Annotated in this window: 20 protein-coding genes and 2 tRNA genes; 14 read left to right on the top strand and 8 right to left on the bottom strand. The window is 66.2% G+C overall.

The features are described 5' to 3' along the window. The 4 genes from P3W85_RS09290 to P3W85_RS09275 form a co-directional block, all read left to right on the top strand. On the top strand, positions 1–822 hold an 822-nt coding region (locus tag P3W85_RS09290; protein WP_346430252.1), incomplete at its 5' end, for a hydrolase. Between the two features lie 99 nt (positions 823–921). Next, a tRNA-Arg gene (locus P3W85_RS09285) sits at positions 922–998 on the top strand. A gap of 109 nt (positions 999–1,107) precedes the next feature. After that, positions 1,108–1,911, top strand: coding sequence for an IclR family transcriptional regulator (locus tag P3W85_RS09280; RefSeq protein WP_017230441.1), 804 nt, complete (start codon positions 1,108–1,110; stop codon positions 1,909–1,911). Positions 1,912–1,977: 66 nt separating this feature from the next. After that, positions 1,978–2,340, top strand: a complete 363-nt coding sequence (locus P3W85_RS09275) for a hypothetical protein (protein WP_276264561.1) — start codon at positions 1,978–1,980, stop codon at positions 2,338–2,340. Here P3W85_RS09275 and dmpG read toward each other — a convergent pair. The 3 genes from dmpG to P3W85_RS09260 form a co-directional block, all read right to left on the bottom strand. Further along, positions 2,330–3,337: a 4-hydroxy-2-oxovalerate aldolase gene (dmpG, locus tag P3W85_RS09270; RefSeq protein WP_017230443.1), complete on the bottom strand. Its 1,008-nt coding sequence runs from the start codon at positions 3,335–3,337 to the stop codon at positions 2,330–2,332. The two genes, P3W85_RS09275 and dmpG, sit on opposite strands and share 11 nt — an antisense overlap. Positions 3,338–3,357: 20 nt before the next feature. Continuing rightward, positions 3,358–4,299, bottom strand: coding sequence for an acetaldehyde dehydrogenase (acetylating) (locus P3W85_RS09265; RefSeq protein WP_017230444.1), 942 nt, complete (start codon positions 4,297–4,299; stop codon positions 3,358–3,360). 212 nt (positions 4,300–4,511) lie between these two features. After that, on the bottom strand, positions 4,512–5,351 hold the full coding sequence (locus tag P3W85_RS09260) for an IclR family transcriptional regulator (RefSeq protein WP_276264560.1): 840 nt from the start codon (positions 5,349–5,351) through the stop codon (positions 4,512–4,514). Positions 5,352–5,448: 97 nt separating this feature from the next. On the opposite strand from P3W85_RS09260, the gene P3W85_RS09255 reads away from it, so the two are divergent. The 5 genes from P3W85_RS09255 to P3W85_RS09235 all read left to right on the top strand — a co-directional run bounded on the left by P3W85_RS09255 (position 5,449) and on the right by P3W85_RS09235 (position 9,458). Further along, on the top strand, positions 5,449–6,438 hold the full coding sequence (locus P3W85_RS09255; protein WP_276264559.1) for a tripartite tricarboxylate transporter substrate binding protein: 990 nt from the start codon (positions 5,449–5,451) through the stop codon (positions 6,436–6,438). A 15-nt stretch (positions 6,439–6,453) separates the two neighbouring features. Then, complete coding sequence (locus tag P3W85_RS09250) at positions 6,454–8,025, top strand: class I adenylate-forming enzyme family protein (protein ID WP_276264558.1); 1,572 nt, start codon at positions 6,454–6,456, stop codon at positions 8,023–8,025. Then, positions 8,022–8,810 (top strand): citryl-CoA lyase, encoded by a 789-nt coding sequence (locus P3W85_RS09245; protein WP_276264557.1) that lies wholly within the window; start codon positions 8,022–8,024, stop codon positions 8,808–8,810. Before P3W85_RS09250 ends, P3W85_RS09245 begins: the two co-directional genes overlap by 4 nt. A gap of 143 nt (positions 8,811–8,953) precedes the next feature. Next, complete coding sequence (locus tag P3W85_RS09240; RefSeq protein WP_017231295.1) at positions 8,954–9,178, top strand: hypothetical protein; 225 nt, start codon at positions 8,954–8,956, stop codon at positions 9,176–9,178. A 204-nt stretch (positions 9,179–9,382) separates the two neighbouring features. After that, positions 9,383–9,458, top strand: a tRNA-Met gene (locus tag P3W85_RS09235). A 62-nt stretch (positions 9,459–9,520) separates the two neighbouring features. Here P3W85_RS09235 and P3W85_RS09230 read toward each other — a convergent pair. Continuing rightward, positions 9,521–10,171: a TetR/AcrR family transcriptional regulator gene (locus P3W85_RS09230; RefSeq protein ID WP_276264556.1), complete on the bottom strand. Its 651-nt coding sequence runs from the start codon at positions 10,169–10,171 to the stop codon at positions 9,521–9,523. A gap of 193 nt (positions 10,172–10,364) precedes the next feature. Between P3W85_RS09230 and P3W85_RS09225 the strand changes: the two genes are divergently transcribed. The 3 genes from P3W85_RS09225 (at position 10,365) to P3W85_RS09215 (ending at position 13,370) form a co-directional block, all read left to right on the top strand. After that, positions 10,365–11,990 (top strand): flavin-containing monooxygenase, encoded by a 1,626-nt coding sequence (locus P3W85_RS09225; protein WP_276264555.1) that lies wholly within the window; start codon positions 10,365–10,367, stop codon positions 11,988–11,990. Between the two features lie 15 nt (positions 11,991–12,005). After that, on the top strand, positions 12,006–12,950 hold the full coding sequence (locus P3W85_RS09220; protein ID WP_276264554.1) for an alpha/beta fold hydrolase: 945 nt from the start codon (positions 12,006–12,008) through the stop codon (positions 12,948–12,950). A gap of 162 nt (positions 12,951–13,112) precedes the next feature. Continuing rightward, positions 13,113–13,370, top strand: coding sequence for a hypothetical protein (locus P3W85_RS09215; RefSeq protein WP_017231291.1), 258 nt, complete (start codon positions 13,113–13,115; stop codon positions 13,368–13,370). 47 nt (positions 13,371–13,417) lie between these two features. Here P3W85_RS09215 and P3W85_RS09210 read toward each other — a convergent pair whose 3' ends face one another. Next, positions 13,418–13,624, bottom strand: a complete 207-nt coding sequence (locus P3W85_RS09210; protein WP_276264553.1) for a hypothetical protein — start codon at positions 13,622–13,624, stop codon at positions 13,418–13,420. Positions 13,625–13,794: 170 nt separating this feature from the next. After that, entirely contained in the window at positions 13,795–15,312 is a 1,518-nt protein-coding gene (locus P3W85_RS09205) for an MFS transporter (RefSeq protein ID WP_276264552.1), read from the bottom strand. A 1,093-nt stretch (positions 15,313–16,405) separates the two neighbouring features. Here P3W85_RS09205 and P3W85_RS09200 point away from each other — a divergent pair. After that, positions 16,406–17,824 carry a DUF1254 domain-containing protein gene (locus P3W85_RS09200; RefSeq protein WP_276264551.1) on the top strand — a complete coding sequence of 473 codons (1,419 nt, stop codon included), beginning with the start codon at positions 16,406–16,408 and terminating at the stop codon, positions 17,822–17,824. A gap of 93 nt (positions 17,825–17,917) precedes the next feature. Here P3W85_RS09200 and P3W85_RS09195 read toward each other — a convergent pair whose 3' ends face one another. Both P3W85_RS09195 and metE read right to left on the bottom strand, forming a co-directional pair. Continuing rightward, positions 17,918–20,020, bottom strand: a complete 2,103-nt coding sequence (locus P3W85_RS09195; protein WP_276264550.1) for a TonB-dependent receptor family protein — start codon at positions 20,018–20,020, stop codon at positions 17,918–17,920. A gap of 228 nt (positions 20,021–20,248) precedes the next feature. Next, positions 20,249–22,639 carry a 5-methyltetrahydropteroyltriglutamate--homocysteine S-methyltransferase gene (metE, locus tag P3W85_RS09190; RefSeq protein ID WP_276264549.1) on the bottom strand — a complete coding sequence of 797 codons (2,391 nt, stop codon included), beginning with the start codon at positions 22,637–22,639 and terminating at the stop codon, positions 20,249–20,251. A gap of 175 nt (positions 22,640–22,814) precedes the next feature. On the opposite strand from metE, the gene P3W85_RS09185 reads away from it, so the two are divergent. Next, positions 22,815–23,738 (top strand): LysR family transcriptional regulator, encoded by a 924-nt coding sequence (locus P3W85_RS09185; protein WP_035813152.1) that lies wholly within the window; start codon positions 22,815–22,817, stop codon positions 23,736–23,738. Positions 23,739–23,752: the final 14 nt, after the last annotated feature.

Below are 23,752 nucleotides of genomic sequence, written 5' to 3'. Positions count from 1 at the left end.
CCGGGCTTTGCCCGGGACCAGGCCGAAGCCGAAGCCATGGCGCAGGTGGCCGGCAACGTGGCGACTTCATCGCCAGTCGCCACGACGTCAATGGCGATGCCGGCGGCAGCCACGCAACCGGCAGCATCAGCAGAATCAGCAGCACCAGCAAGGCCGATAGCATCGCCGCCGGCGCCACCCGGCCACGTGGACTATGTGCAGATGCCCGTGATGGCATCGATCGGCCGCTGGCATCAGTCTGGGGAGCCGCGTTCCGCTGGCCACGGCGCGGACAACGATGCGCCCGGTCCCATCGCCGTCGCCAGCGATCCCGCTTATGCCGATTCAGCCGGCAAGCCGCCGCGCGCCGTTTTTTCGCTCCATATGGACGATGCCACTTCGGCAACCGGCCATGTCGGCAGCCGTGTGCAAAGCATGGCGCTTGCGCTGGACACCGTGCTGCCGCGCAGTGGCGGCCTGACGATACAGTCGCGCCTGCAGCTTGCCTACCAGTCCGGCCTCGACAAGAACGCCAACGGTTTCCTGGCCGGCCAGCCGGAAGACGGCAGCGTGGCGGCGATGGTCGTGCGGGTCTATCAGACGCAGCCGACCCGGCTCAATGGCGTCAACGGGGTCTATCCCTTCGTCGAAGCGGACCTCTGGCAGGATCACAAGCAGGTCATCAACATCAACGGTACCCGCATCGATCCCGAGATGCTGCGCGGCCTGCTCGCGTTCAACCTGGGTGCGCATGGCAGCACCAATTCAGGCGTCAAGATCTGGCTCAAGCTGAAGGCCGGCCGCAATCCCGGCGGGACCGTGGGCGCGCGCTATCGCTGGTAGCTCGCGGACAAGGCTGGCACCGGCGGCAGGCTGGAATCAATAAATACGGCGAGGGGTCTTGCTTTTTTCGGAGGCTCCGCTAGAATGTCGTTCTCGCGTGCGGCTGTAGCTCAGTTGGATAGAGTACTTGGCTACGAACCAAGGGGTCGTGGGTTCGAATCCTGCCAGCCGCACCACCGATAAGACAAGGGTTAGCACGTTCTGCGTGCTGACCCTTTTGTCATTTTGTCATTCCGGCGCATCGATCGGCACGCCTGCGGATGCGCGGCTCCCGTATCCACTCCCATGCCAAAGACCGATCCCGCATCCAGCACCGCTGCAGAGCCCGTACCGAAACGCAGCCTCGCCAGCCAGACCTTGTTCCGCGGGCTGGAAATCGTCGATGCCGTGTCGCAGGGCTTCACCACCTTGCCGGAAATCAGCAAGCAGACCGGCATCTCCTACAGCACCGCGCACCGGCTGGCCTCGGCGCTGACTGAGATCCGCTATCTGCAGCATGAGCCGCGCAAGGGGTACAGCCTCGGCAGCCGGCTGATCGAACTGGGCTTCCAGGCGCACCGGCAGTCGGACATTCTCGGCTGCGCGCGGCCGTATCTCGAACGCCTTGCGGCGCAGACGCGCGATACCGTGCATCTGGCCACGCTGATCGGGGACGAGGTGGTGTATCTCGACAAGCTGGCGGGGCAGCGCGCGGTGGAGATCAGCTCTCACATCGGCGGCCGCAAGCCGGTCTGCACCACGGGCGTGGGCAAGGCGCTGCTGATCGACAGCGGCGAGCCGGAGTGGCGGCGGCTGTATACGCGGGAAGCGGCAAAGGCGCCCCAGATGCCGCCGGAGGCAGTGTGGATCGACGCCATGCGCGGCTATGCGCAAGCCGACTACGCCTTCGACCTGGGCGAGGACGAGCCGTCGATCCGCTGCGTGGCGGCGCCGATCCGGGACGCCACCAACCGCATCGTGGCGGCGGTGAGCGTATCGAGCGCCGTGCAGTATATGGACAGCGAGCGGGTACAGGCGCTGATACCGGTGATCCGGCGCGCGGCGGCGGATATCAGCCAGCAGCTTGGCGGAAAGCCGGCGCGGCCCTGAGCCGGCGCCGGCGGCTTCCGTTGTGCATGCGGCTGGCCGCCGTCAGGCGATGCCGCTGGTCCCGCCATGGCGGTCTTGATCAGCGTGATGGAAAACATGCCGCGGTACGACTGGCGGTGGGTCAGGCCCGCGATAGCTGATCCCATCAGGCCGGCCAGCACGGTGATCGAGATGGCTTCGTTGAAGAGCGGAGTGGGGATCATCTGCAGCGTCCTGGCGGCGATGATGAAGCCCGGCAGCGTCGCGACAATGGCACTGAAGCCGAATGCCGGGGCGCTGTTCATCGCAGCCAGCAGCGACCCGCTCACCGCCGTCTTGCTGCCCTCGGAGAGGCGCCGCAGCAGCGTGCGCCAGCTCGTCGCCACCGCGGTCAGGAATCGTGCCTGCGGCTGGCGGCCGGGCCCGAGGCCCGGCTTTGCTAGCGTTTGAGATCGAGCGCGACGTCCACGATCATGTCTTCCTGCCCGCCCACCATGCGGCGCCGTCCCAGTTCCACCAGGATTTCCACTGCCGGCACGCCGTATTTTTGCGAGGCGGTTTCCGCGTGGCGCAGGAAGCTCGAGTACACGCCGGCGTAGCCTAGCGCGAGCGTTTCGCGATCGACCCGCACCGGCCGGTCCTGCAGCGGGCGCACCAGGTCATCGGCGGCATCCATCAGCGCGCGCACATCGCAGCCATGGTTCCAGCCCATGCGCTCGGCCACCGCCACGAAGACTTCGAGCGGCGCATTGCCCGCGCCCGCGCCCATGCCGGCCAGGCTGGCATCGACGCGATCGCAGCCTTCCTCCACCGCTACCACCGAATTGGCCACGCCGAGGCTGAGGTTGTGGTGGGCATGGATGCCGATTTCCGTGCCGGCCTGCAGCGTGCCGCGCAGCGCTCGCACACGGTCGCGGACGCCGTTCATGGTCAGCGCGCCGCCGGAGTCCACCACGTAGATGCAGGTGGCGCCATAGCTCTCCATCAGCTTGGCCTGCCCGGCCAGTTTCTCCGGCTCCGTCATGTGGCTCATCATCAGGAAGCCGACGGTATCCATGCCCAGCTTGCGCGCGCATTCGATATGCTGGCGCGAGGTGTCGGCCTCGGTGCAATGCGTGGCCACGCGCACCACGCGCGCACCGGCATCGTAGGCGGCGTGCAGGTCGTGCACGGTGCCGATGCCCGGCAGCAGCAGGGTGGCGATCCTGGCGTGCTTCACGCTCTCGGCCGCGGCCGCAATCCACTCCAGGTCCGTGTTGGCGCCGAAGCCGTAGTTGAAGCTCGAGCCGCTCAGGCCGTCGCCGTGCGCGACTTCGATCGAATCGACGTGCGCCGCGTCCAGCGCGGCTGCGATCGTCCTGACGTTCTCGATGCTGTACTGATGGCGGATGGCATGCATGCCGTCGCGCAGCGTGACATCGGAAATATAGATTTTCTTGGTGCTCATCTCGGTTTCCCCCTTGTCTTTCAGGCTGCGCAGAGTTGCGTCTGCGCCATGCGTTCCGCGCAGGCCAGTGCCGCGGAGGTCATGATGTCGAGATTGCCCGCGTAGGCCGGCAGGTAGTGCGCGGCGCCCTCCACCTCGAGATAGACCGAGGTCTTCAGGCCAGCGGTCCTGCCGATACCCGGCACGTTCAGCGCGTTCTCTCCCTCGAAGCGGTCGAATTGCACCGACTGCTTGAGCCGGTAGCCCGGCACATAGGACTGCACCTTCTTCACCATCTCGTGGATGCTGGCTTCGATGCGGTCCTGATCGGCCAGGTCGGACAGGACGAACACCGTGTCGCGCATGATCAGCGGCGGCTCGGCCGGGTTCAGGATGATGATCGCCTTGCCGCGCGTGGCGCCGCCCAGCACTTCGATGGCGCGTGAGGTGGTTTCGGTGAACTCGTCGATATTGGCGCGGGTGCCGGGGCCGGCCGACTTGCTCGAGATCGAAGCCACGATCTCGGCGTAGTGCACCTTGGCCACCTGGGACACCGCCGCGACCATGGGGATGGTTGCCTGGCCGCCGCAGGTCACCATATTGATGTTGGTGGCTTCAAGCTGCTGGTCGATGTTGATGGCGGGAATCACGTACGGGCCGATGGCCGCCGGCGTCAGGTCGATCACGCGGATGCCTTTTTCCTGCAGCTTCGCGTTGTGGTGCTCGTGCGCGCCTGCCGAGGTGGCGTCGAAGACCACGCGGATGTCCTTGAACTCGGGCATGGCCAGCAGGCCGTCGATGCCGCCCGCCGTGGTGGGGACGTTGAGGCGCGCCGCGCGCGCCAGGCCGTCCGATGCGGGGTCGATGCCGACCATCGCTCCCATCTCCAGATGCTTGCCGTGCCGCAGGATCTTGATCATCAGGTCGGTACCGATATTGCCGGAACCGATGATGGCGGCTTTGATCGTGTCGCTTTTGCTCATTGGATCTCCTCCGATTGACTTGAGCCGCGCGTTGCGATGTCCCCGACCGGAGATGGCCGTGACGTGGCGAAGCTCATCTATTCGGAGCAGATGTTATGGGCTCTCCCAATTAGTTGTCAACATATGAAAGTAACTCTCATATATTGAGATTAAAAAGAGATGGAATCTCCATTTGCGAGCCGAAAACCGGACAGTAGCGCTTGCCGTGGCATCTACAGGCCGTTTGGCAGCAGGGCCCCCAGTGCCTCGCGCATGGCGCGCGCAATCAGTTGCTGGCGCTCGCGCGGCATGCGCGCCAGGGTGGATGCCACGCTGATGGCCGCCAGGGGCTCGCCGTCGCCGGCGTGGACCGCCATGCCGACCGCCAGGACGCCGCGGGTGGCGTGGTTGCCGATCACCGACCAGCCGCGCTCGCGGGTGGCGCGCACCAGGATCCGCATGCGATCCGGCGTCATGCCGCCGTACTGCCCCAGCGCCGGCGCGTTGGCTGCGATGCAGCCCGCCACGTCGTTGTCCGGCAGTGCCGCCAGCAAGGCCAGCCCTGCGGCGCCGACGCCTAGCGGCTGGCGCGTGCCGACCTGGATGACGAGGATCTGCACCGGGTGGGTGCCCACGTGGCGTGCAATGCAGTGCGAGATCGGCCCTTCGCGCACGATGGCGAAGGCAGCGTCGCCGCAGGCCGCGCTTACCCGCGCCAGGACGGGCTGCAAGCGCTGCGCAAAGCCAGGCGTGGCCTTGGGCGGCGCCAGGCTTGCCAGACGCGGGCCTGCCGTATAGCGAAAGCGGCCGCGTTGTGCGACGTAGCCGCTCTCGATCAGGGTCGCCAGCAGCCGGTAGACCGTGGCCCGCTCCAGCCCCGCGGCACGGCACAGATCCACTACGCGAAGACCGTCGCGGCCGCTTTCGCGCACCGTGTCCAGCAGTTGCAGCCCACGCCGAAGCGTGCGGCTGCCGGGATCGTCGTCGCGTTCGGCGGCGGGGGTGGGCGTCGCCGTGTCCATGGCTTGAATGTCCGGCAGGCGGACGTTTCGAGTGGCGGTGCGGGCGGGCATCGGGAAGAATTTCTCCGTCGGTGGGGTACCCCGCAGTATGCCGCAGCGTGACAAGAACGGGTCCGCGACAAGCATGACATCCAACAGGAGACAAAGCATGACATTCCATCGCGCACCGCGCCGGCGCTGGCTCGCGTTCGCCGCCGCACTTGCGTGCAGCGCTGTGCTGCCGTTGCAGGCGCAGCCCGCCGCCTGGCCGGCCAAGCCGGTCAGACTCGTGGTTGGCTACGCCCCCGGCGGCGCCACCGACGTGATCGCGCGCATTGTCGCCAACAAGCTCGGCGAGCAGCTTGGCCAATCCGTGATCGTGGACAACCGCGCGGGCGCCAACAGCAATGTGGGCGCGGAGGTGGTCGCCAAGGCGGTGCCCGACGGCTACACGCTCTATGTCTACACTATCGCCAACACCATCAACGGCACCCTGTACAACAAGCTGGGCTATGACCCGCAGAACGACTTCGAGCCGATCGGGCTGATCGCCAAGATTCCCAACCTGCTGGTGGTGAATCCCAAGCTGCCGGTCAAGAGCGTGGCGGACTATGTGCGCTTCGCGAAGGCATCGCCGAACGGCGTCACGTTCGCATCATCGGGCAGCGGCTCGTCCATCCACCTGTCGGGCGAGATGTTCAAGATGCAGGCCGGGCTGAACATGCTGCACGTGCCCTACCGCGGCAGCGCGCCGGCGATCACCGATCTGCTGGGCGGCCAGGTGCAGTCGATGTTCGACAACACGCCGTCGGCGCTGCCGCACGTGCAGGCGGGCCGCTTGCGCGCCATCGCCATCACCAGCGCGCAGCGTTCGCCGCTGTTGCCGGACGTGCCGACGGTTGCCGAGTCGGGTTTTCCCGGCTTCGACGTGCAATCGTGGTTCAGCCTCGCCGCGCCTGCCGGCACGCCGAGGCCGGTGATCGAGCGCGTGAACGCCGCCCTCAACAAGGCGCTTGCGGCGCCCGACGTGCGCCAGCGCCTGCACGACCTGGCGGCCACGCCCGAACCCGGTACGCCGGGGCAGTTGCGTAGCTTCATCAAGGCGGAGATCAAGCGCTGGCACGACGTGGTGAAACAGTCCGGCGCCAAGGCCGAATAAGGAGTCCCACCCTTCATGTATCCGATCGATTTCTTCTGGCGCGCCGCCGCGCGCTGGCCTGGCAATGTCGCCATCGATGCGCCCGAAGGCGCCATCCGCTACGATGCGCTGGCCGACCGGGTGGCCGCGCTCGCCGCCGCGCTCGTCGCGCTGGACCCCGCACCGCAAAGCCGGGTCGGCATTTGCGCGGGCAACAGCGCCGAGCATATTGCCGCGCTGCTGGCGGTGCTGGCCTGCGGCAAGGTCTGGGTGCCGCTCAACCCGAAGAGCACCCGGCCTGAGATCCGCCGCATCGTCGACGCGACCGAGCCGTCCATCCTGGTGGTCGATGCGGCCTGTGCCGGCCTGCTGGAGGGCGCGCCCGGCGTGCGCATCTACAGCGGCTTGCCGCCGGCAGGCGAGTCAACCGTCGCGGCGCTGGCGGCGGCGCATGCGGGAGCGCCGCGCCCGGTCTTCACGCTGCTGCCGGATGCCATCCAGGCGATCAAGTTCACCGGCGGCACCACCGGTGCGCCGAAGGGCGTGATGCAGCCTTACCGCGCCTGGATGGCCAACATCGTCAACCAGATCCACGCGTGGGGCTTCGACGAGCACGAGCGCTATATCGTGGCGGCGCCGATCACGCATGGCACCTCAACCTATCTGCTGCCCATCCTGGCACAGGGCGGTTGCCACGTGGTGCTGGCCGAGGCGGGCGCCGAGGCCGTGCGTACCGCGTTCCGCGAACGTGGCGGTACCGCGTGCTTCATGCCGCCTACGCTGGTCTACATGCTGATGGCGTTGCCGGGCGCCTCGCGCGCGGACTTTCCGCGCCTGCGCCGGCTGATCTATGGGGGCGCCCCGATGCCGCCGGAGAAGATCCGCGAGGTGCGCGACTTCTTCGGCCCGGTGCTGGGCACCACCTACGGCCAGACCGAGGCGCCGCAGATTCTTACCGTGATGCGTCCCCGGGACTTCGATGATGAACGGAACTGGGCTGCGGTGGGCCTTGCCGGCTGGTTCAGCGACGTGGCGGTCATGTCGCCGGACGGCCGCTTGCTGCCCCCATGCGAGGTCGGCGAGGTGGTGGCGCGCGGTGACCTCGTCATGACCGGCTACTGGCGCCTGCCGGAGAAAACCGGGGAGACCCTGGTGGACGGCTGGCTGCATACCGGCGACCGCGGCATGATCGACGAGCGTGGCTACCTCTACCTGAAGGACCGGCTGAAAGACATGGTCATCACCGGTGGATTCAACGTGTATCCGGTGGATGTCGAGAACGCGCTAGGCCAGCATCCCGCCGTGCATGAATGCACGGTGTTCGGCGTGCCCGATGAGAAATGGGGCGAGGCGGTGCAGGCCGCCGTGGAGTTGCGCCCCGGCCAACACGCTACCGAAGCCGGATTGATCGCCTTCGTGCGAGAGCGGCTCGGACCCGTGCAGACGCCCAAGCGCATTCATTTCCATGCCAGCCTGCCGCGCTCGCCCGTAGGGAAGGTGCTCAAGACCACGGTGCGGGAACGCGCCATGGCCCCCGGGGCGCCTGGCACCGACAACCCAGCTAGCGCAGACAACACCGCCCGCGCAGCATCAAGGACCAAGCCATGACCACAACCGCCAAGCCCGTTACCCGCCTGTGCACCCATACGCTCACCAGCCTGCATTACCGCGATGCGAACCTGGTCGAGGACCTGATGGGCAAGAAGACCTTTACGGAAGTGATGGTGATGCAGATTCTCGGCCGCGAGCCGCGCCCGGTCGACCTGCGCATCACCGACGTGGTGCTGATCGTCCTGATGGAGCACGGCCTCACGCCGAGCGCCATCGCCACGCGCCTGATCTACATGAGCGCGCCCGAGAACCTGCAGGGTGCCGTGTCGGCAGGCCTGCTGGCGGTCGGGAGTTCATTCGTGGGCACCATGGAGAACTGCGCGCAGTTGCTCGACCGCATCGGTGCGGCCGCCGACCCCGATGCCGAGGCGATGGAGATCGCGCGCCACTATAAAGCCGTCAAGAGCCCCGTCCCGGGCTTCGGCCACCACTTGCACAAGCCGGTGGATCCGCGCGCCTACAAGCTGCTCGAGATGGGGCGTGCCGAGCCCGACCTGGCCGGAGACAAGATCCGCGCACTCGAGTGCCTGTCCAGGGCCGTGGATGCCGTGAGCGGCCGGGCCATCACCATCAACGCCACGGGCGCCGTCGCCGCCTTGCTGGGCGAGCTGGGCGTGGCCACGGGCGTGATGCGCGGCTTTGCCGTCATTTCGCGTGCGGCAGGCCTGGTGGCGCATATCGTCGAAGAGCAGCAAAGCCCCTCCGGGCGCTTTATCTGGGACACCGTCGAGCATGCCATTCCCTATGTGGGCGAGGGCGGCAGGCCGGAGGAGGGCAGGTGACGCGGGCAACTCCCTGAGCCCGCGTGCATCCGGGCTGGCCAGACGGCAAGAGCGGCATCGGATGCGGGTGGAAATGCTAGGATTCCAACAGAACGCAGCAATGATCCTGCGAATCCAGGCAAGTGCAAAGGAGAGACACGGAGATGGAAAGCGGCGTCACGGAAGGCATCAAGGAATACAGGGGCTATGTTGTCCATGTCTTCTGCAAGACGATCAAGGACGGCTTGCATATCGCATCCTGCGCGATCTGGGAGGATGGCGCCGTGGTGCAGGATGCCAGGTCGATCGGCCGCAACCATGCCACGCCTGACGATGCGAAGGCGGCTGCCTACGAATGGGCCAGGCAGTGGATAGACGCCAATAGCTGAAACCGGGGGCAGGAGTCCAGGCCCTGGTTCCGGTGCCGGTGCCGGCGGCGCCTGCGCCGGAAGGTTGGAAGTTCGTATTGCCGCAGGGCCTCGGGCGGTGCATTTCCGTTCGCATCGCCTCGGGGAAGGGATCCATACCGGCACTTTCCGGCTTTTTTTCCATAAAGGGTATCCAGATGCCGCCAACCCGCGTATATTTCGGCCCGCGGGGTGGAGCAGTTGGCAGCTCGTCGGGCTCATAACCCGAAGGTCGCAGGTTCAAGTCCTGCCCCCGCAACCAGATATAAGGCAAAAAGCCCGTGCGGATCACACCGCACGGGCTTTTTGCTTTCTTGCCTTGCCTCAGCCCTGGTCTACCTTGATGTTCAGCAAGTCATTGCCGGTCTCGGTCAGATAGGGCGAGAAAAGGCTCATCACCTGAGACGCGCCCCATCGGATATGTTGGCGCTTGATGGCGTCGATACCATGGCGGGAGCGCAGATAGTCGATCCAGTAAGTGGATACGATCCAGGTATTCACGACCAGATGATCGAGTTGCGCGGGCGTGGCGCGCAGCAATCCCGCGGATTCCATGTCCCCGAATACCCGCCGGACATCTCGCTGGCCGTCATTGGCCAGCGCTTCGGTGCGCGAGCGCAAAGCCGGCGCAAGGTTGCGAATGGCGGCCGAGTCGCGATAGAAGAAGCGCCACTCCCACATCAGGTTGAACCAGCCGCTCAGATAGCCTGCAAAACGGCCAGGTTCTTCCCCATGCGCCAGATCGGCAACCGAGGTGTCGCGCAGCGCCCGCTCGAACTTGTCGAACAGCGCCTCCAGGATCTGTTCCTTGCGGTTGAAGTGATAGTAGAGATTGCCTTCCTGGATGCCGACCGCCGACGCGATCTCCGCCGTCGTCACAACGACCGGGCCGCGTTCGTTGAACAGGCTCAGGCAGGCATCCAGGATGCGTTCGCGCGTCTTGGGGCGCAGGACCGGCGCGCCTTTCACAGTCATGGCCGGAGACTCCTGTGGTGTTGCGTTATCTGCATGTCTTGCATGGGGGAATTTAGGGGTAAGCCCTGATTTCAGGCAATCCCGGTTGATAAATTAGGGTGAACACCCTAGTCTAGTCCGAAGACAGCACGAATGCACCGCGAGAATTCGGCGCGGCCAGCGCCAGCCCGGTTTTGCCAACAGGAGACAATCGATGCTATCAGGCAACGCGGATCATCTTTCTTCCCAGGCCCAGTCCGGCACGCCGGCCGAAGCGCGGGGCGCGGGACAGCAGACGGCGCATGCCGCTGGACAGGGCAAGGCACAGCATGTCGATGTGCTGATCGTAGGGGCCGGGCTGTCCGGCATCTGCGCGGCCTACCACCTGCAAACCAGCTGCCCGGGCAAGACGTTCGCGATACTGGAAGGGCGGGATGCGATCGGCGGCACGTGGGATCTCTTCCGTTATCCCGGCGTGAGGTCGGACTCGGACATGTACACGCTGGGCTTCAGTTTCCGCCCCTGGCGGAGCGAGAAGTCGATCGCCGACGGCGATGCCATCCTGCAGTACATCCGGGGTACGGCACGGGAATTCGGTATCGAGCAGCGCATCCGCTTCGGCCACCGCGCCACCCGTGCTTCGTGGTCGTCCGACACCGCCCGGTGGACGGTGGAGGCGACGGTTGGCCCGCAGGGCACGCCCGCGCGCTTCACTTGTGGTTTTCTCTATCTCTGCAGCGGCTACTATGACTACGCGGATGGCTATATGCCGGGCTGGCCGGGCATGGAGCGGTTTGGCGGGCGCATCGTGCATCCGCAGCACTGGCCGTCGGACCTGGTGTATGACGACAAGCGCGTGGTCGTGATCGGCAGCGGCGCGACTGCGGTCACGCTGCTGCCTGAAATGGCCAAGCGGGCTGCCCATGTGACCATGCTGCAGCGCTCGCCGACCTATATCGTGGCCCGCCCATCCAGCGATGCCATTTCCGCATGGTTGCAGCGGCGCCTGCCGGCGGGCATGGCGCACCGGGCCACACGCTGGAAGAACGTCTTGCTCGGCATGTACTTCTACAATCTGTCGCGCAAGAAGCCGGAGCTGGTCAAACAGAAGATACTCAAGGGCGTGCGTGCCCAGCTCGGGCCCGACTACGACATTGACAAGCACTTCACGCCATCCTACAAGCCGTGGGACCAGCGGCTTTGCCTGGTGCCGGACTCCGACCTGTTCGAATCCATCCGCTCCGGCAAGGCCTCCGTGGCGACCGACCAGATCGCGTCGTTCACCGAGACAGGGCTGGCGCTGCGCTCTGGCGCGCAACTCGACGCGGACGTCATCGTGACGGCCACGGGACTGCAGCTCAAAGTAGCGGGCGGACTGCAGATCGAGGTGGATGGCGTACCACGGAGCCCGGCGCAGGCCTTTATGTACAAAGGCATGATGTATAGCGGCATGCCCAACCTTGCGGTTGCCATGGGCTATGTCAATGCCTCCTGGACCCTGAAGGCGGAACTGTCGTCGACCTATGTGTGCCGGTTGATCAATTACATGGACGCGCACGGCTATGCCTGGTGCGCGCCGCGGCGTGCGGATTCGTCCGCGGACCAGGAGCCGTCGCTGTCGCTGAGCTCAGGCTATGTGCAACGCGCCAGCGGCATCCTGCCCAAGCAGGGCTCGAAGCGGCCATGGCGGGTGCATCAGAACTACCTGTTCGACCTGATGGCGCTGAAATTCGGCAGGATCGAAGATGGCGCGATGGCGTTCGGCCGGGCCGGCCAGGCTGCGGCGCGGCCGGAGAGCACCATGCCTTCCGCCATGACCGCGGATTCCGTGAACGGTTGAAAGGATCCCTGTTACATGACCTTACTGATTGCGTATATTGCGGTTGCCGTCGTCGTCGTCGTCGTGCTCGGGCTGGTGGCATTTACCTGGCTGATGGCGCGCAAGGTGGAAAAGGCGCTGCCGCCGAAGGGGAAGTTCATCGAGATCGACGGGGCCCGGATCCATTACATCGACAAAGGCAACGGCCCGGCCATCGTGATGGTCCACGGACTGGGCGGCCAGAGCGGCAACTTCTCCTATGCCCTGCTTGAGCGGCTGGCCAGCCGTTTCCGGGTGATCCTGGTCGACAGGCCCGGCTCGGGCTATTCGACCAGGCCGGCCGCGATGTCCGCACGCCTGCCGGTGCAAAGCGCGGTGGTCGCCAAATTCATCCGGGCGATTGGCCTGCAACGTCCTTTGCTGGTCGGGCATTCCCTTGGCGGTGCCGTTGCGCTTGGCGTTGCGCTCGATCATGCCGACGCGATCAGCGGGCTGGCCCTGATCGCGCCGTTGACGCATCCCGTGGAGGGCACGCCGGCCTCGTTCCGCGCATTGGCGATCTCGTCCGCCGCGGTGCGCCGCGTGGTGGCGTGGACGTGGGCCATACCCAGGTCGATCCTGCGCGGGCGCGCCATGATGGAACTGGTGTTCAGTCCCGACCGGCCGCCCCAGGATTTCGGGACCGCCGGCGGCGGATTGCTGGGGCTACGGCCGGGCAGCTTCTATGCGGCATCGTCCGACATGGTTTCCATCGCGGACGACCTGCCCGGCATGGCCCGGCGCTATGCGACGCTGGCGCTGCCGGTCAGCATCCTGTTCGGCACCGAGGACGGCATCCTCGACTGGCAGGCGCAGGGCAAGGCGATGAAGGACAAGCTGCCGGCGCTGGATCTCGAACTCGTCCCCGGCGGGCACATGCTGCCGATCACCATTCCCGACCGTACCGCGGCGTGGCTGACGGCGGTTGCAGGGCGGCTATAGCGGCGGCCGATAGCGGCGTGGCCGACGGGAACAAGCAACGGGTGGCTTGCATCTGCACGACAAAGGGGCATGACCGGGAAGGCGCAAACGCAGCCGGACGGAGCGGGGTGAAGCGGTGGATCATGCTAGGATCCGCCCTCTGCACCAAAATCGAGCCCACCGATGTCCAACACCTTCCTGATACTTGATCCGGTTCCCTCCGAAGACGGCGAGCGAATCGGCTTTTCCATTGTGGCCAACGGCGTTGAGGGTAGAGGCGCCGTGTCTCGCTCGGCGCTCGACGAGCTGGCCCAGGGGCAGATCGGCAGTCACCTGGATATTTTCGGGAGGAATCTCGCCCGCATCCAGGAGGCGGTCTTGATGAAATGGTCGGCGAATCCATCGCTCGACCCGGTGCTGCTGGGCGTCAACGACTTCTGAATGGCCATCTGCCGCCTCCTGCGCTCGCCTGGCGGCGAACGCAGGCCTCACACCTGCGAGTAGGTGCGCACGAGCTTGGTCTTGAGTGGCCAGGGCTTCGAGGCAAGGATCCAGATGCAGAGCAGGGGACCAAGGAGCGGGATCAATGCCAGGTAGGCATAGAAGCCTTCGAAGTGCGCTGACTTGAATACCTTCCGGAAGGGAAAGAACCAGATGGCTTCGAAGACTAGAAATCCCAGAAGGTAGAGCGTCATGATCGTGCTTCCTGTGCGGCTTCCCGGCTAGGCACATGCCTTGCTTTGCGGCATTGTAGAACCCATTCAAACACGGACAATCCCACCGCATAGGGGGATTTCTGCAGGAGCTGCAGCCATACCGGCGTAGCAATGCGCGGGAATTTCGCCTCGCCGGGGCGGCGCGTCGCTTACCGCAGTGCGCGCTGTGCCACGGCGACCAGGGCCACCGCGACGCAGGCGAAGGCCAGCAGCGCAAACAGATTGCTCACCGCTATCAGCTGCGCCTGCTGGTCGATCAGCATCGACCAGCTTGCCAGCGTGGCGGCATCGAAGCCGGCGGGCAGGTCGAAGGGCGTGATCCTGGCCACCAGTTGCGTGCGTGCCAGCGCCTCGCCGTACTGGAGCCACAGGCTGGCCACGCCGGTGCCGCCAGCGGTCGCAATCTGGCGCACGATGTTCTTGAACTGGTAGGCATGCGCAAAATCCTCGACGCTGAATTCCGCATAGGTCAGGCCCGCCACCAACGCCAGGATAAAGGGCGTGGTCAGGCTCTGCAGCGTCAGGGCCGGCAGCAGGACGGCGATGGAGGCGCCCGGCATCATCCGCTGGCTGAGCAGCCAGGCGGCGGCGCCAAACATGAGGTAGCCCAGGGCGATGTAGCGTCGCTGTCCCTTCAGGCGGGTCCCAGCATAGGTGAAGGCGCACAGGCCGGCACAGCCGATCAGCCCCGTGACGGTGAGCACCTTGCCGGCGGTCTGGAAGGTGAAGCCGAGCCCGGACTGCAACATGGTGGGCACCACATAGGCCCACAATCCATTGAGGAAGTAATACAGCGTATAGAAGCCCAGCCCGGCCAGGTAGCGGCGGCCGAACAGCAGGCGGGGATTGAGCCAGGGGTCGGGGTGGCGATGCTGGTGCACGAATACGGCCGCAAGCAGCGCCAGTCCGACAAGGGGTGTGACCGACACCGAGGGCGAACTCGCCAGTTCATAGAAGCGCAGGTCGCCGAGCCCATGCAGCAGGACCAGCGCGCCCATGCCAAGCAGGACCACGGTTACCCAGTCCATGCCGCCGACATCCACCTCCCACGGTGCGAGCGAGGCCGCCAGCCGGCGCGGATAGGAGCCCAGCACCAGCAGCATTGCCGCGGCCGACATGATGGCCTGCACTACAAAGATCATGCGCCAGCTCGCATCCTCCACCAGCACTGCCGTGATCCACGGCGCCAGCGCCGCCAGGCCCATGCCGCCGATATTGAAGCCCATGAAGAGCGGCCGCCGCTCTTCGCGGGCGGCGGCCAGCTGGATGATGATGCGGGACGCGGTGAACAAGCCGCCCGCGCCCAATCCCTGCACGGCGCGCGCCAGGCTCAGTTCGAGCGGGGTATTGCAGACAGCGCACAGCGTTGCCCCCACAGTGGCGATGCCCAGGCCGAGCAGGCTATAGCCGCGATAGCTGATATCCTTGGCGAGGCGCCCCAGTATCAGGTTGGCGACCGTGGCCGCGGCCGCATAGGACGTGAGGCTCCAGAGAAAATCCTCCGGCGAAGCGTGGATGCCGCCCCGGATGTGCGTGCCCGCCACGCCCATCATGGATGAGGCGACGAAATCCACGCCGGTGGTGCAGCCCAGCGTGAACGCGAACAGATAAACCTGCGCCGCCGACAGGTCGGGGTGTTTACCCAGCATTGCGCTGCCAGTTGCCATGGCGGTTCCATCCGTCGCATATCAGCGTTGCAGTCCGGCCGGCTTCCGCTCCCGCAACCGGGCGAAGCGCTTCCCGGCTTCCTCGGCGGCGTCCCGGTGCGTTGTGTATGGCGGTTTGATGAGGCGCCTGGATGCCTTCCCCAGTATCGTATAAACGACAAGGGTGCCCAAGCAAAAAACGGGAAAACGGGCCGCGGCCCCGGTGGAGATCGCCAAGGGCTGGCGATTGCGGCCGATGGTCAGGCCGTCATGGCAGCGGACGATCGGGGGCGGTACCTCAACGTGGCCGCCCGCCCAAAAAAAGACGCCGCCCCATGGTCGAGGCGGCGTGGCGAGGTATCTAGCGGGAAATGCAGAAGGGCTGCATTCAAGGACTGGATGGTGACGGCTGCCGCGTAAAAATGGTGTAAAAATTCGCTGGAAAGCGGGGCCAGGCCAAAGGCGGCGATGCCTGGCAGGCCCGTGAACCCCGGGGCCAGGGGCGCACTCCGCCCGCCCCCTGTTAGATGCCGGGTTCCGGTCTTCCCGGTACCGGAAAACCAGGCCTGCCGAAACCTGGAGCCCTCCCAAAATGGAAAGACGATGAAAAAAACGCGAGTAATCGGCACCTCCATGGATGCACTCCGTGCTGCCGAAACGGAGTTGGGGCGCAGGCTGCCTCAATCCTTCTTAATGAGGGCAAAGTGGTCGTTCGCGGCATTGCCCGGGTAAAGTCCGGCTCGGATTCTGGGCGGCGAACCTGGCTGGTTGGCATTATATCGTTTTTTGTTCGGTGATTAATATAATTCGATTCCTGTTTTTATGGATTATTGGTTTTTTGAGAGTTGATATTCATTATCAGGGTTAATCGCCTGGCCTGAAGGGCCGATGCTGCCGCTGTCGCCGGGGGCCTCATATCAAAGCCGTTCGCTGCCTTGCCGTCACGACTGCGGCTTGGTTCGTTCGCGCGCATTGTTTTCAGTTCGTCAATTGACAAGCCCGGTTCGCGGGAACATCATCGCTGGGGAAAATAAACGCGCCTCTGTGCGGTCGGGTCGCCTGTTTGCCGGCGATAACGCGCGGAAGGTCGCCAGTCCGAGAGGAAACGGGGGTCATGAGTATTTCGCTACGCCAGATTGCGAGCGCGCTTGCGCTCGGTTTGCTGTTGTCCGCCTGTGCCACGGGCCCGCAAGCACCCGCTGCGCCGCAGTCAGCCGCGGCACCATCCGATGCGGCCATCAAGGGCTTGTCGGCCCAGGTGTTCGCCTACGCTTATCCACTGGTGCTGATGGATGTCACGCGCGAGGTCATGACCGCGCGCGTTCCGCCCAACACGTTTGGGCACAAGCGCAGCTTTCCAGATGCCGGCTTCAGCGCGGTGGTCAGCCCGAATGCCGATACGCTTTACTCGACGGCATGGCTGGATCTGTCCGCCGAACCGGTGATACTGTCGCTGCCCGACACGCACGGGCGCTATTACCTGATGCCGATGATGGACGCGTGGACCAATGTCTTCGCCTCTCCGGGCAAGCGCACGACCGGCACGAGAAAAGCCGTGTTCGCCGTGACAGGTCCGAAGTGGACGGGAACGCTGCCGCCGGGCGTCAGGGAAATCCGCGCGCCCACCGATATGGTCTGGCTGCTTGGCCGCACCCAGACCAATGGCAAGCAGGACTACGCCGCGGTGCGCCGCCTGCAGGACCAATACCGGCTGTTGCCGCTTTCCGCATGGCTGCGGGATGGCGCGGCGCGTGCCGCAGCAGCGCCGGCCAGCCTGCCCGCAGCGGCCGTGGTGGATGTCGAGACACCGCCTGTCGAGCAGGTAGCGGCGATGGATGCCCAGGCCTTCTTCACGCGGTTTGCCGCACTGCTGCCGGCGAACCCGCCCGCGGCGGACGACGCCGGGATGGTGGCGTCGATCCGCAGGCTAGGCATCGTCCCGGGCGCGCCGTTTTCCGTGACGGCGCTGGAGCCATCGACCGCGCGCGCGGTGCAGGAAGGCGCAACAGCCGCGCTGGCGGGCATCGTGGCCGCGGCCCGGCACGGCGGGCAGGGCGCCGAATGGACGATGCACCGCGATCTCGGCAATTACGGCACGGCCTATGGCAAGCGTGCCGTGGTCGCCTGGGTGGGGCTTGGCGCCAACCTGCCGGCGGACGCGCTCTATCCCGGCACGCGGGTCGATGCCGCGGGCCAGCCGCTGAGTGGCGCGCATCGCTACGTGGTCCATTTCGCCAAAGGCCAGTTGCCGCCCACCGATGCCTTCTGGTCCCTGACGCTTTATAACGACAAGCAGGCATTTGTCGCCAACCCGCTCGGCCGCTACGCCATTGGCGATCGCGACCGGCTCAAGTACAACCGGGACGGCTCGCTGGATATCCATATCCAGAATTCGCGGCCGCCGGCAAAGCAGGCGGCCAACTGGCTGCCCGCGCCGCCGGATGCCTTCAACCTGATGCTGCGCGTGTACTGGCCGCGCAAAGCCATGCTGGACGGGACGTGGATGACGCCCTTGGTGGAGCGGCTGGATTGAGCGCCGCGCGCAGTCATGCCCGGAACGGAAAAAACCCGCCATGGCGGGTTTTTTCAAGCTGCCGGGCCAGCAGGCAAGCTTGCCGCGGCCCGGTCAGAACTTGTATTTGACGCCGGCGTACAGCGAGCGCCCCGCGCCCGGGTAGAACACCGCGGTGTTGGCGGTGCGGGCATCCGTCACGGTGCTGAAGTCGGTCACATAGCGTTTGTTGCCAAGATTGCGTGCGTCGAGAAAGAGGGTGACGCCATGCTCGAACGCGTAGCTGGCCTGCAGGCCGAACAATGCATAGCCTGGCGTGCGCAGCGTGTTCGCATAGTCGACATAGGCGCCGCCGGGCACCCAGTCGATCGTGCCCGCCACGCGCAGGCCGGCAGCGCGGCTGTAGGCGATGGTGGTGCGCAGCACATGCTCCGGCACGCCGGCGATACGGTTGTTGCCATACTGGGGATCATTGTCGAAGCGGAAATCGCTGTAGTTCCAGAGCGCCGACAGCGTGAGCTTGTCGCCCGGGCCGGACAGGTTCTGCAGCACGTCCCCCGACACGCCCAGTTCGATGCCTTGCAGCGTGGTGCGGTTGGCATTGAAGGTCGAAGCCGGGATATTCGGGTTGGTGGTGTATTGCAGCAACTGGTCGCGTAGCAGCGAGCGGTATGCCGTTGCGTCCCAGGAGAAGCGCTCGCGCTTGCCGCGCGTGCCGAGTTCCAGGGTCCAGCCGCGCTGCGCGGAGAGCGGCACGAAGCGGGTGGTGGTGGCGAAGGTCTGGCTCAGGTCGGTGAAGTCCGGCACGTCCGCGCTGCGCGTGATGTCGGCAAAGGCCTGCACATCCCGCGCCGGCTCCCACAGCACGCCGAATTTCGGATTGATGCCGCTGTAGGTCACGCTGTCCGACTTGGCCACGGGGTTGGCCGGCAGGCCGCCGTAGTCCTGGTATCTACGCACGTTGCGGTAGGCCTTGGCGCCGGCCATCAGCGCGACCGTGGACGTTACGTAAAGGCGGTTTTCCAGGTAGGCCTCGTAGTTATAGGCGTCCTGCGCTGCGTTCAGGGTCTGGGCGCCGCGGTTGCCGGCGTTGTTGAGGTACTGGCGCGCGTCGTTGTTGCCGCCGAACACGCGCGCACCGGCGATGAGCTGGTTGCGCAAGCCGCCGATGGTCTGCGTGCCGGTGTAGCGCGGGGCGAAGCCATAGGTCCAGTAGTCCTGGTCGATGACCTGGAAGATCGGGTGGTACAGGCTCTTGTGGATGACCCAGGTGGTGAAATCCAGCTGCCCGCCGTCCAGCTTGACGCTGGTCACATTGGCCACGCGCTCGGTGCGCGTATTGCGCGCCTGGTCGCCGGCCAGCGCCGCCGGCGAGGCTTTCCTGGGGTTGTTCAGCGCATCGTTCAGCGACAGCGCGCCGGGCAGTTGCTGGTCGACGATATAGGCGCCGAGGTAGAAGCGGGTCTCCACCCGCGGGCTGAACCGATAGCCGAAATTGGCATTGAACTGCTCGTACTGGCCCCGCTCGTGGGCGCGGAAGCCGTCCGCGTGGTTGACGCTCAGGTTGGCCAGGAAATCGAAGGCGCCGATCTGGCGCGAGACCTGGCCGCTGGCGCGCGCGGTGCCAAAGCTGCCGCCATCCACGCGCACCTGGTTGGGCGCATCGGCGGTGAGCGCGGTGGGCGTGGTGAAATTGATCGCGCCGCCCAGCGTGGTGCCGCCGTATGCCAGCCCATTGCCGCCCTTGTAGACTTCGGCTGCGCCAAGGCCCAGCGGGTCGATCTGGTAGAAGTCGCCGCTACCGTCGGCGAAGTTGGTGGGGATGCCGTCCTGCAGGATCTCCAGTCCGCGCGTGTGATAGCCGCGGGCGATGCCCGACCCGCGGATGGAAAGGCGCAGTTCCTGGCCGTAGCGCTCCTGCACGTAAACGCCCGGCGCATCCTTCAGTACGTCGCGCAGGTTGCTGGCGTAGGTGTCGCTGTACGAAGCCGCGTCGACAAAGCCGACCGAGCCGGCCGTTTGTTCCAGTGCCTGCTTTTGCTGCTGCAAAGCTGGCGCGGTCAGCGAGCCTGGGGCCTTGGCCGTGACCGTGGTGGCGGGCAGCGTGACGGCCGCATCCGGCGTGGCCAGGTTGCTGGCCTGCGCGAAGGCAGCGGTGGTGAATGCAGCGGCGGGGAAGGCGGCGGCACGCCGCTTCCAGTGTCTGGCTCGTTTCATGTTTTCCCTTGTGGCGCCGAACCTGCATTGGGCCGCGCCTTTTCATCGTGCTTGGATAGCCGCCTACGATACGGAACAGCACCGCCCGCGCGCTATGCGACACAGTGCCGCATAAATGCGTCCGGGCGCATTCATGCGAGCGAGCCGCCGGTACAGACCATCGCCAAGGGAAAAAAGAGATGGCCGGCCGGCTCGTGCGCTAACCGCGCCGGCCGGCCGGCAGCAGGCTCAAGCGACCGCCTGGCTTGCGCAATCGGTGCAGCCTGCCGCGTGGCCCGTCGTCCGCGGCGCGGCGTGGCCGCCCAGCCCGGCGCGGCGCGGCGCGCGCTGCCACCGGGTCGCGCCGGCCTTGCCGATGCGCTCGCGCAGGCCGCGCGCGGCGGCCACCATATTGGCCAGCGCGGCTTCGGTCTCCGGCCAGGCGCGCGTCTTCAACCCGCAATCGGGATTGACCCACAGCCGCTGCGGCGGAATCACCTCGCAGGCCCGCTCGAGCAGGTGCGTGATGGCATCCACGCCCGGTACGCGCGGCGAATGGATGTCGTACACGCCCGGTCCGATCTCGTTGGGATAGTCGAACGCACCGAAGCCTTCGAGCAGTTCCATGGCCGAGCGCGAGGTTTCAATGGTGATCACGTCGGCGTCCAGCGCGGCAATGGCGGGCAGGATGTCATTGAACTCGGCGTAGCACATATGGGTGTGGATCTGCGTTTCATCCGCCACCGAGGCAGCCGAGATCTTGAACGCATGCACGGCCCAGTCCAGGTACGCGGTCCAGTCGCCCTTGCGCAGCGGCAGTCCTTCGCGCAAGGCGGGTTCGTCGATCTGGATGATGCGGATGCCGGCCTGTTCCAGGTCCGAGACTTCGTCGCGGATCGCCAGCGCGAGCTGCAGCGCGGTGGTGGCACGCGGCTGGTCGTCGCGCACGAAGGACCATTGCAGCATGGTGACCGGCCCGGTCAGCATGCCCTTCATCGGGCGCTCGGTCAGCGACTGCGCATAGCGCGTGGTTTCCACGGTCATGGGCTCGGGGCGGTACACATCGCCATAGATCACGGGCGGCTTGACGCAGCGCGAACCGTAGCTCTGCACCCAGCCGTTGTCGGTGAACGCGTAGCCGCACAGTTGCTCGCCGAAGTACTCGACCATGTCGTTGCGCTCGGCTTCGCCGTGCACCAGCACGTCCAGGCCGAGGGCCTCCTGCTTGCGCACGGCAGTCTCGATCTCGGCGCGGATGCGTTGCAGGTAGTCCAGCGCGCCGATGTCGCCGCGGCGGTAGGCGGCGCGCGTCTGGCGGATCGCCACGGTCTGCGGGAAGGAGCCGATGGTGGTGGTTGGCAGCGGCGGCAGTTGCAGCGCTGCGCGCTGGCGCTCGATGCGGGCCTGGAAGGGGCTCTGGCGCTCGGCCATCGCGGCGGTGACGGCTGCCACGCGTGCCTGCACCTGCCGGTTGACCACGCGGCGCGAGTCGCGGCGTGAAGCCAGCGCGGCATCGGCGGCGGCCAGCTCGGCGGCGACCGCGCTTTCGCCCTCGTTCAACGCACGGGCCAGCACGCTGACTTCCGCCAGCTTCTCGGTGGCGAAGGCCAGCCAGGTCTTGATTTCCGCATCGAGCTTGTGCTCGGCTTCCAGCGAGACCGGCACATGCAGCAGCGAGCACGACGGCGCCACCCACAGGCGCTCGCCCAGCCGGGCATGCAGCGGTGCCAGCAGCGCCAGCGCGCGCCGCAGGTCGGCGCGCCAGATATTGCGCCCGTCGATCACGCCTGCGGATAGCACGGCGCCGGCGGGCAGGACCGCGAGCCAGGCGTCGAGTTGTTGCGGGGCGCGCACCAGGTCGATGTGGAATCCCTGCACCGGCAGCGCGGCGGCGCGCGCGGCATGGTCGGCGGCGCTGTCGAAGTAAGTGGCGAGCAGCAGCTTCACGCCGGACCCGGCCAGCCCGGCAAAGGCGCTGTGGTAGGCGTCGAGCCATGCCGGGGCCAGGTCCAGGCACAGCGCGGGCTCGTCGATCTGCACCCATTCGATGCCGCGCTCGCGCAGGCGGGCCAGGATGCGGCGGTAGGCAGCCACGAGGCCGGGCAGCAGGCTCAGGCGGTCGAAGCCGTCCACATGGGTCTTGGACAACAGCAGGTAAGTGACCGGCCCGATCAGCACGGGCTTGGCGGCCAGGCCCAGCGCCAGGGCTTCGTCGAGCTCGTCGAAGAACCAGTCCACGCCGCCGTCGAAGCGGGTATCCGGGCCGAGTTCGGGGACCAGGTAGTGGTAATTGGTATCGAACCACTTGGTCATTTCCATGGCCGGCTGCGCCTTGTTGCCGCGCGCCAGCTCGAAGTACTGGGCCAGGCTCAGTTGCTTCGGGTCGAAGCCGAAGCGCGCGGGCAGGGCGCCAAGCAGCGCGCTCAGGCCCAGCACCTGATCGTAGTAGGCGAAGTCGCCCGCCGCCACGCTGTCCAGCCCGGCTTGCGCCTGCGACTGCCAGTGCTGCTGGCGCAGGCCGGCGGCAACCTGGCGCAGGTTGGCTTCGTCCGTTTCGCCGCGCCAGAACGCTTCCTGGGCGAACTTCAGTTCGCGCCGGGCGCCGATGCGGGGGAAGCCCGCGATATGGGTGCGTGCCATGCAATGCTCCGAATTTGAGATGTGACGATGGCGCCCAGTGTGGAATCCGGCGTAAAATGAATCAAGCGATAAGATTTAAACACTATATGAATCATTTTCATACGAAGCCGTTCCGGCGCGAGTCCGGAGGCGCGGCGCGCCGGGCCGGCCAGTTACCTCAATGTGGGAGTCCCTTGTGATCGAAGTCAGGCACCTGCGCTCGCTGGTGGCGATCGCCGAGTCCGGCAAGCTGGCCATGGCCGCCGAGCGCGTGCATCTGAGCCAGTCGGCGCTGTCGCACCAGATCAAGGGCATCGAGGCGCATTACGGCCTGCCGCTGTTCGACCGTACCCGGCAGGGCCTGCGCTTCACCCCTGCCGGCGAGCGCCTGCTGGTGCTGGCGCGCGAGACGCTCGCGGCGATCAGCACCGCCGAGCGCGACCTGACCCGCCTCAAGGGCGATACGCGCGGGGAGCTGCGCATCGTGCTGGAGTGCCACACCTGCTTCGACTGGCTGATGCCGGTCATGGACGAGTTCCGCCGGCGCTGGCCGGAGGTGGAGGTGGATCTGGTCGCGGGCTTTCATGCCGATCCGCTGGCGTTGCTGGCCGAAGGCCGCACGGATATGGTGATCGGCTCGTTGCCGCAGGCCAGGCGCGGCCTGGCGGTGGCGCCGCTGTTTCGTTTCGAGATCCTGGCGGTGATCGCCAACGAGCATCGCCTGCGCAACAAGCGCCGCATCGAGGCGGCCGACCTGGCCGGCGAAACCCTGATCACCTACCCGGTGCCGGAGCAGCGCATCGACCTGATCCGCGAGGTGCTGGAGCCAGCCGGCATCAAGCTGCAGCGGCGCACGGCGGAGCTGACCGTGGCGGTGCTGCAGCTGGTGGCCAGCCGCCGCGGCGTGGCCGCGCTGCCGAACTGGGGCGTGAAGAACTATGTCGACCACGACTATGTGCTGGCCAAGCGCATTGGCGCCAAGGGCCTGTGGAGCGAGCTTTACGCCACCACCCCGGCCGCGCTGGCGGTGCGGCCATACGTGCGCGATTTCGTTGCCATCGTGCGCGATACCTGCGCCGCCGAACTGGACGGCATCGAACTGCTGCCCGAAGCCGCCTAGCGGGCGGCGGCGCG

Origin of the sequence: Cupriavidus basilensis, assembly GCF_029335485.1 — a bacterium.
Classification (GTDB): Bacteria; Pseudomonadota; Gammaproteobacteria; order Burkholderiales; family Burkholderiaceae; genus Cupriavidus; species Cupriavidus basilensis_E.
This window is presented reverse-complemented; position numbering and strand designations above follow the sequence as displayed.

Coding starts and splice junctions, on each gene's coding strand:
- P3W85_RS09245 (WP_276264557.1), top strand. CDS start 8,022: ATGACCACAACCGCCAAGCCCGTTACCCGCCTGTGCACCCATACGCTC.
- P3W85_RS09225 (WP_276264555.1), top strand. CDS start 10,365: ATGCTATCAGGCAACGCGGATCATCTTTCTTCCCAGGCCCAGTCCGGC.
- metE (WP_276264549.1), bottom strand. CDS start 22,639: ATGGCACGCACCCATATCGCGGGCTTCCCCCGCATCGGCGCCCGGCGC.
- P3W85_RS09205 (WP_276264552.1), bottom strand. CDS start 15,312: ATGGCAACTGGCAGCGCAATGCTGGGTAAACACCCCGACCTGTCGGCG.
- P3W85_RS09195 (WP_276264550.1), bottom strand. CDS start 20,020: ATGAAACGAGCCAGACACTGGAAGCGGCGTGCCGCCGCCTTCCCCGCC.
- P3W85_RS09210 (WP_276264553.1), bottom strand. CDS start 13,624: ATGACGCTCTACCTTCTGGGATTTCTAGTCTTCGAAGCCATCTGGTTC.
- P3W85_RS09280 (WP_017230441.1), top strand. CDS start 1,108: ATGCCAAAGACCGATCCCGCATCCAGCACCGCTGCAGAGCCCGTACCG.
- P3W85_RS09215 (WP_017231291.1), top strand. CDS start 13,113: ATGTCCAACACCTTCCTGATACTTGATCCGGTTCCCTCCGAAGACGGC.
- P3W85_RS09275 (WP_276264561.1), top strand. CDS start 1,978: ATGGCGGTCTTGATCAGCGTGATGGAAAACATGCCGCGGTACGACTGG.
- P3W85_RS09260 (WP_276264560.1), bottom strand. CDS start 5,351: ATGCCCGCCCGCACCGCCACTCGAAACGTCCGCCTGCCGGACATTCAA.
- P3W85_RS09240 (WP_017231295.1), top strand. CDS start 8,954: ATGGAAAGCGGCGTCACGGAAGGCATCAAGGAATACAGGGGCTATGTT.
- P3W85_RS09265 (WP_017230444.1), bottom strand. CDS start 4,299: ATGAGCAAAAGCGACACGATCAAAGCCGCCATCATCGGTTCCGGCAAT.
- P3W85_RS09250 (WP_276264558.1), top strand. CDS start 6,454: ATGTATCCGATCGATTTCTTCTGGCGCGCCGCCGCGCGCTGGCCTGGC.
- P3W85_RS09220 (WP_276264554.1), top strand. CDS start 12,006: ATGACCTTACTGATTGCGTATATTGCGGTTGCCGTCGTCGTCGTCGTC.
- P3W85_RS09255 (WP_276264559.1), top strand. CDS start 5,449: ATGACATTCCATCGCGCACCGCGCCGGCGCTGGCTCGCGTTCGCCGCC.
- P3W85_RS09200 (WP_276264551.1), top strand. CDS start 16,406: ATGAGTATTTCGCTACGCCAGATTGCGAGCGCGCTTGCGCTCGGTTTG.
- dmpG (WP_017230443.1), bottom strand. CDS start 3,337: ATGAGCACCAAGAAAATCTATATTTCCGATGTCACGCTGCGCGACGGC.
- P3W85_RS09230 (WP_276264556.1), bottom strand. CDS start 10,171: ATGACTGTGAAAGGCGCGCCGGTCCTGCGCCCCAAGACGCGCGAACGC.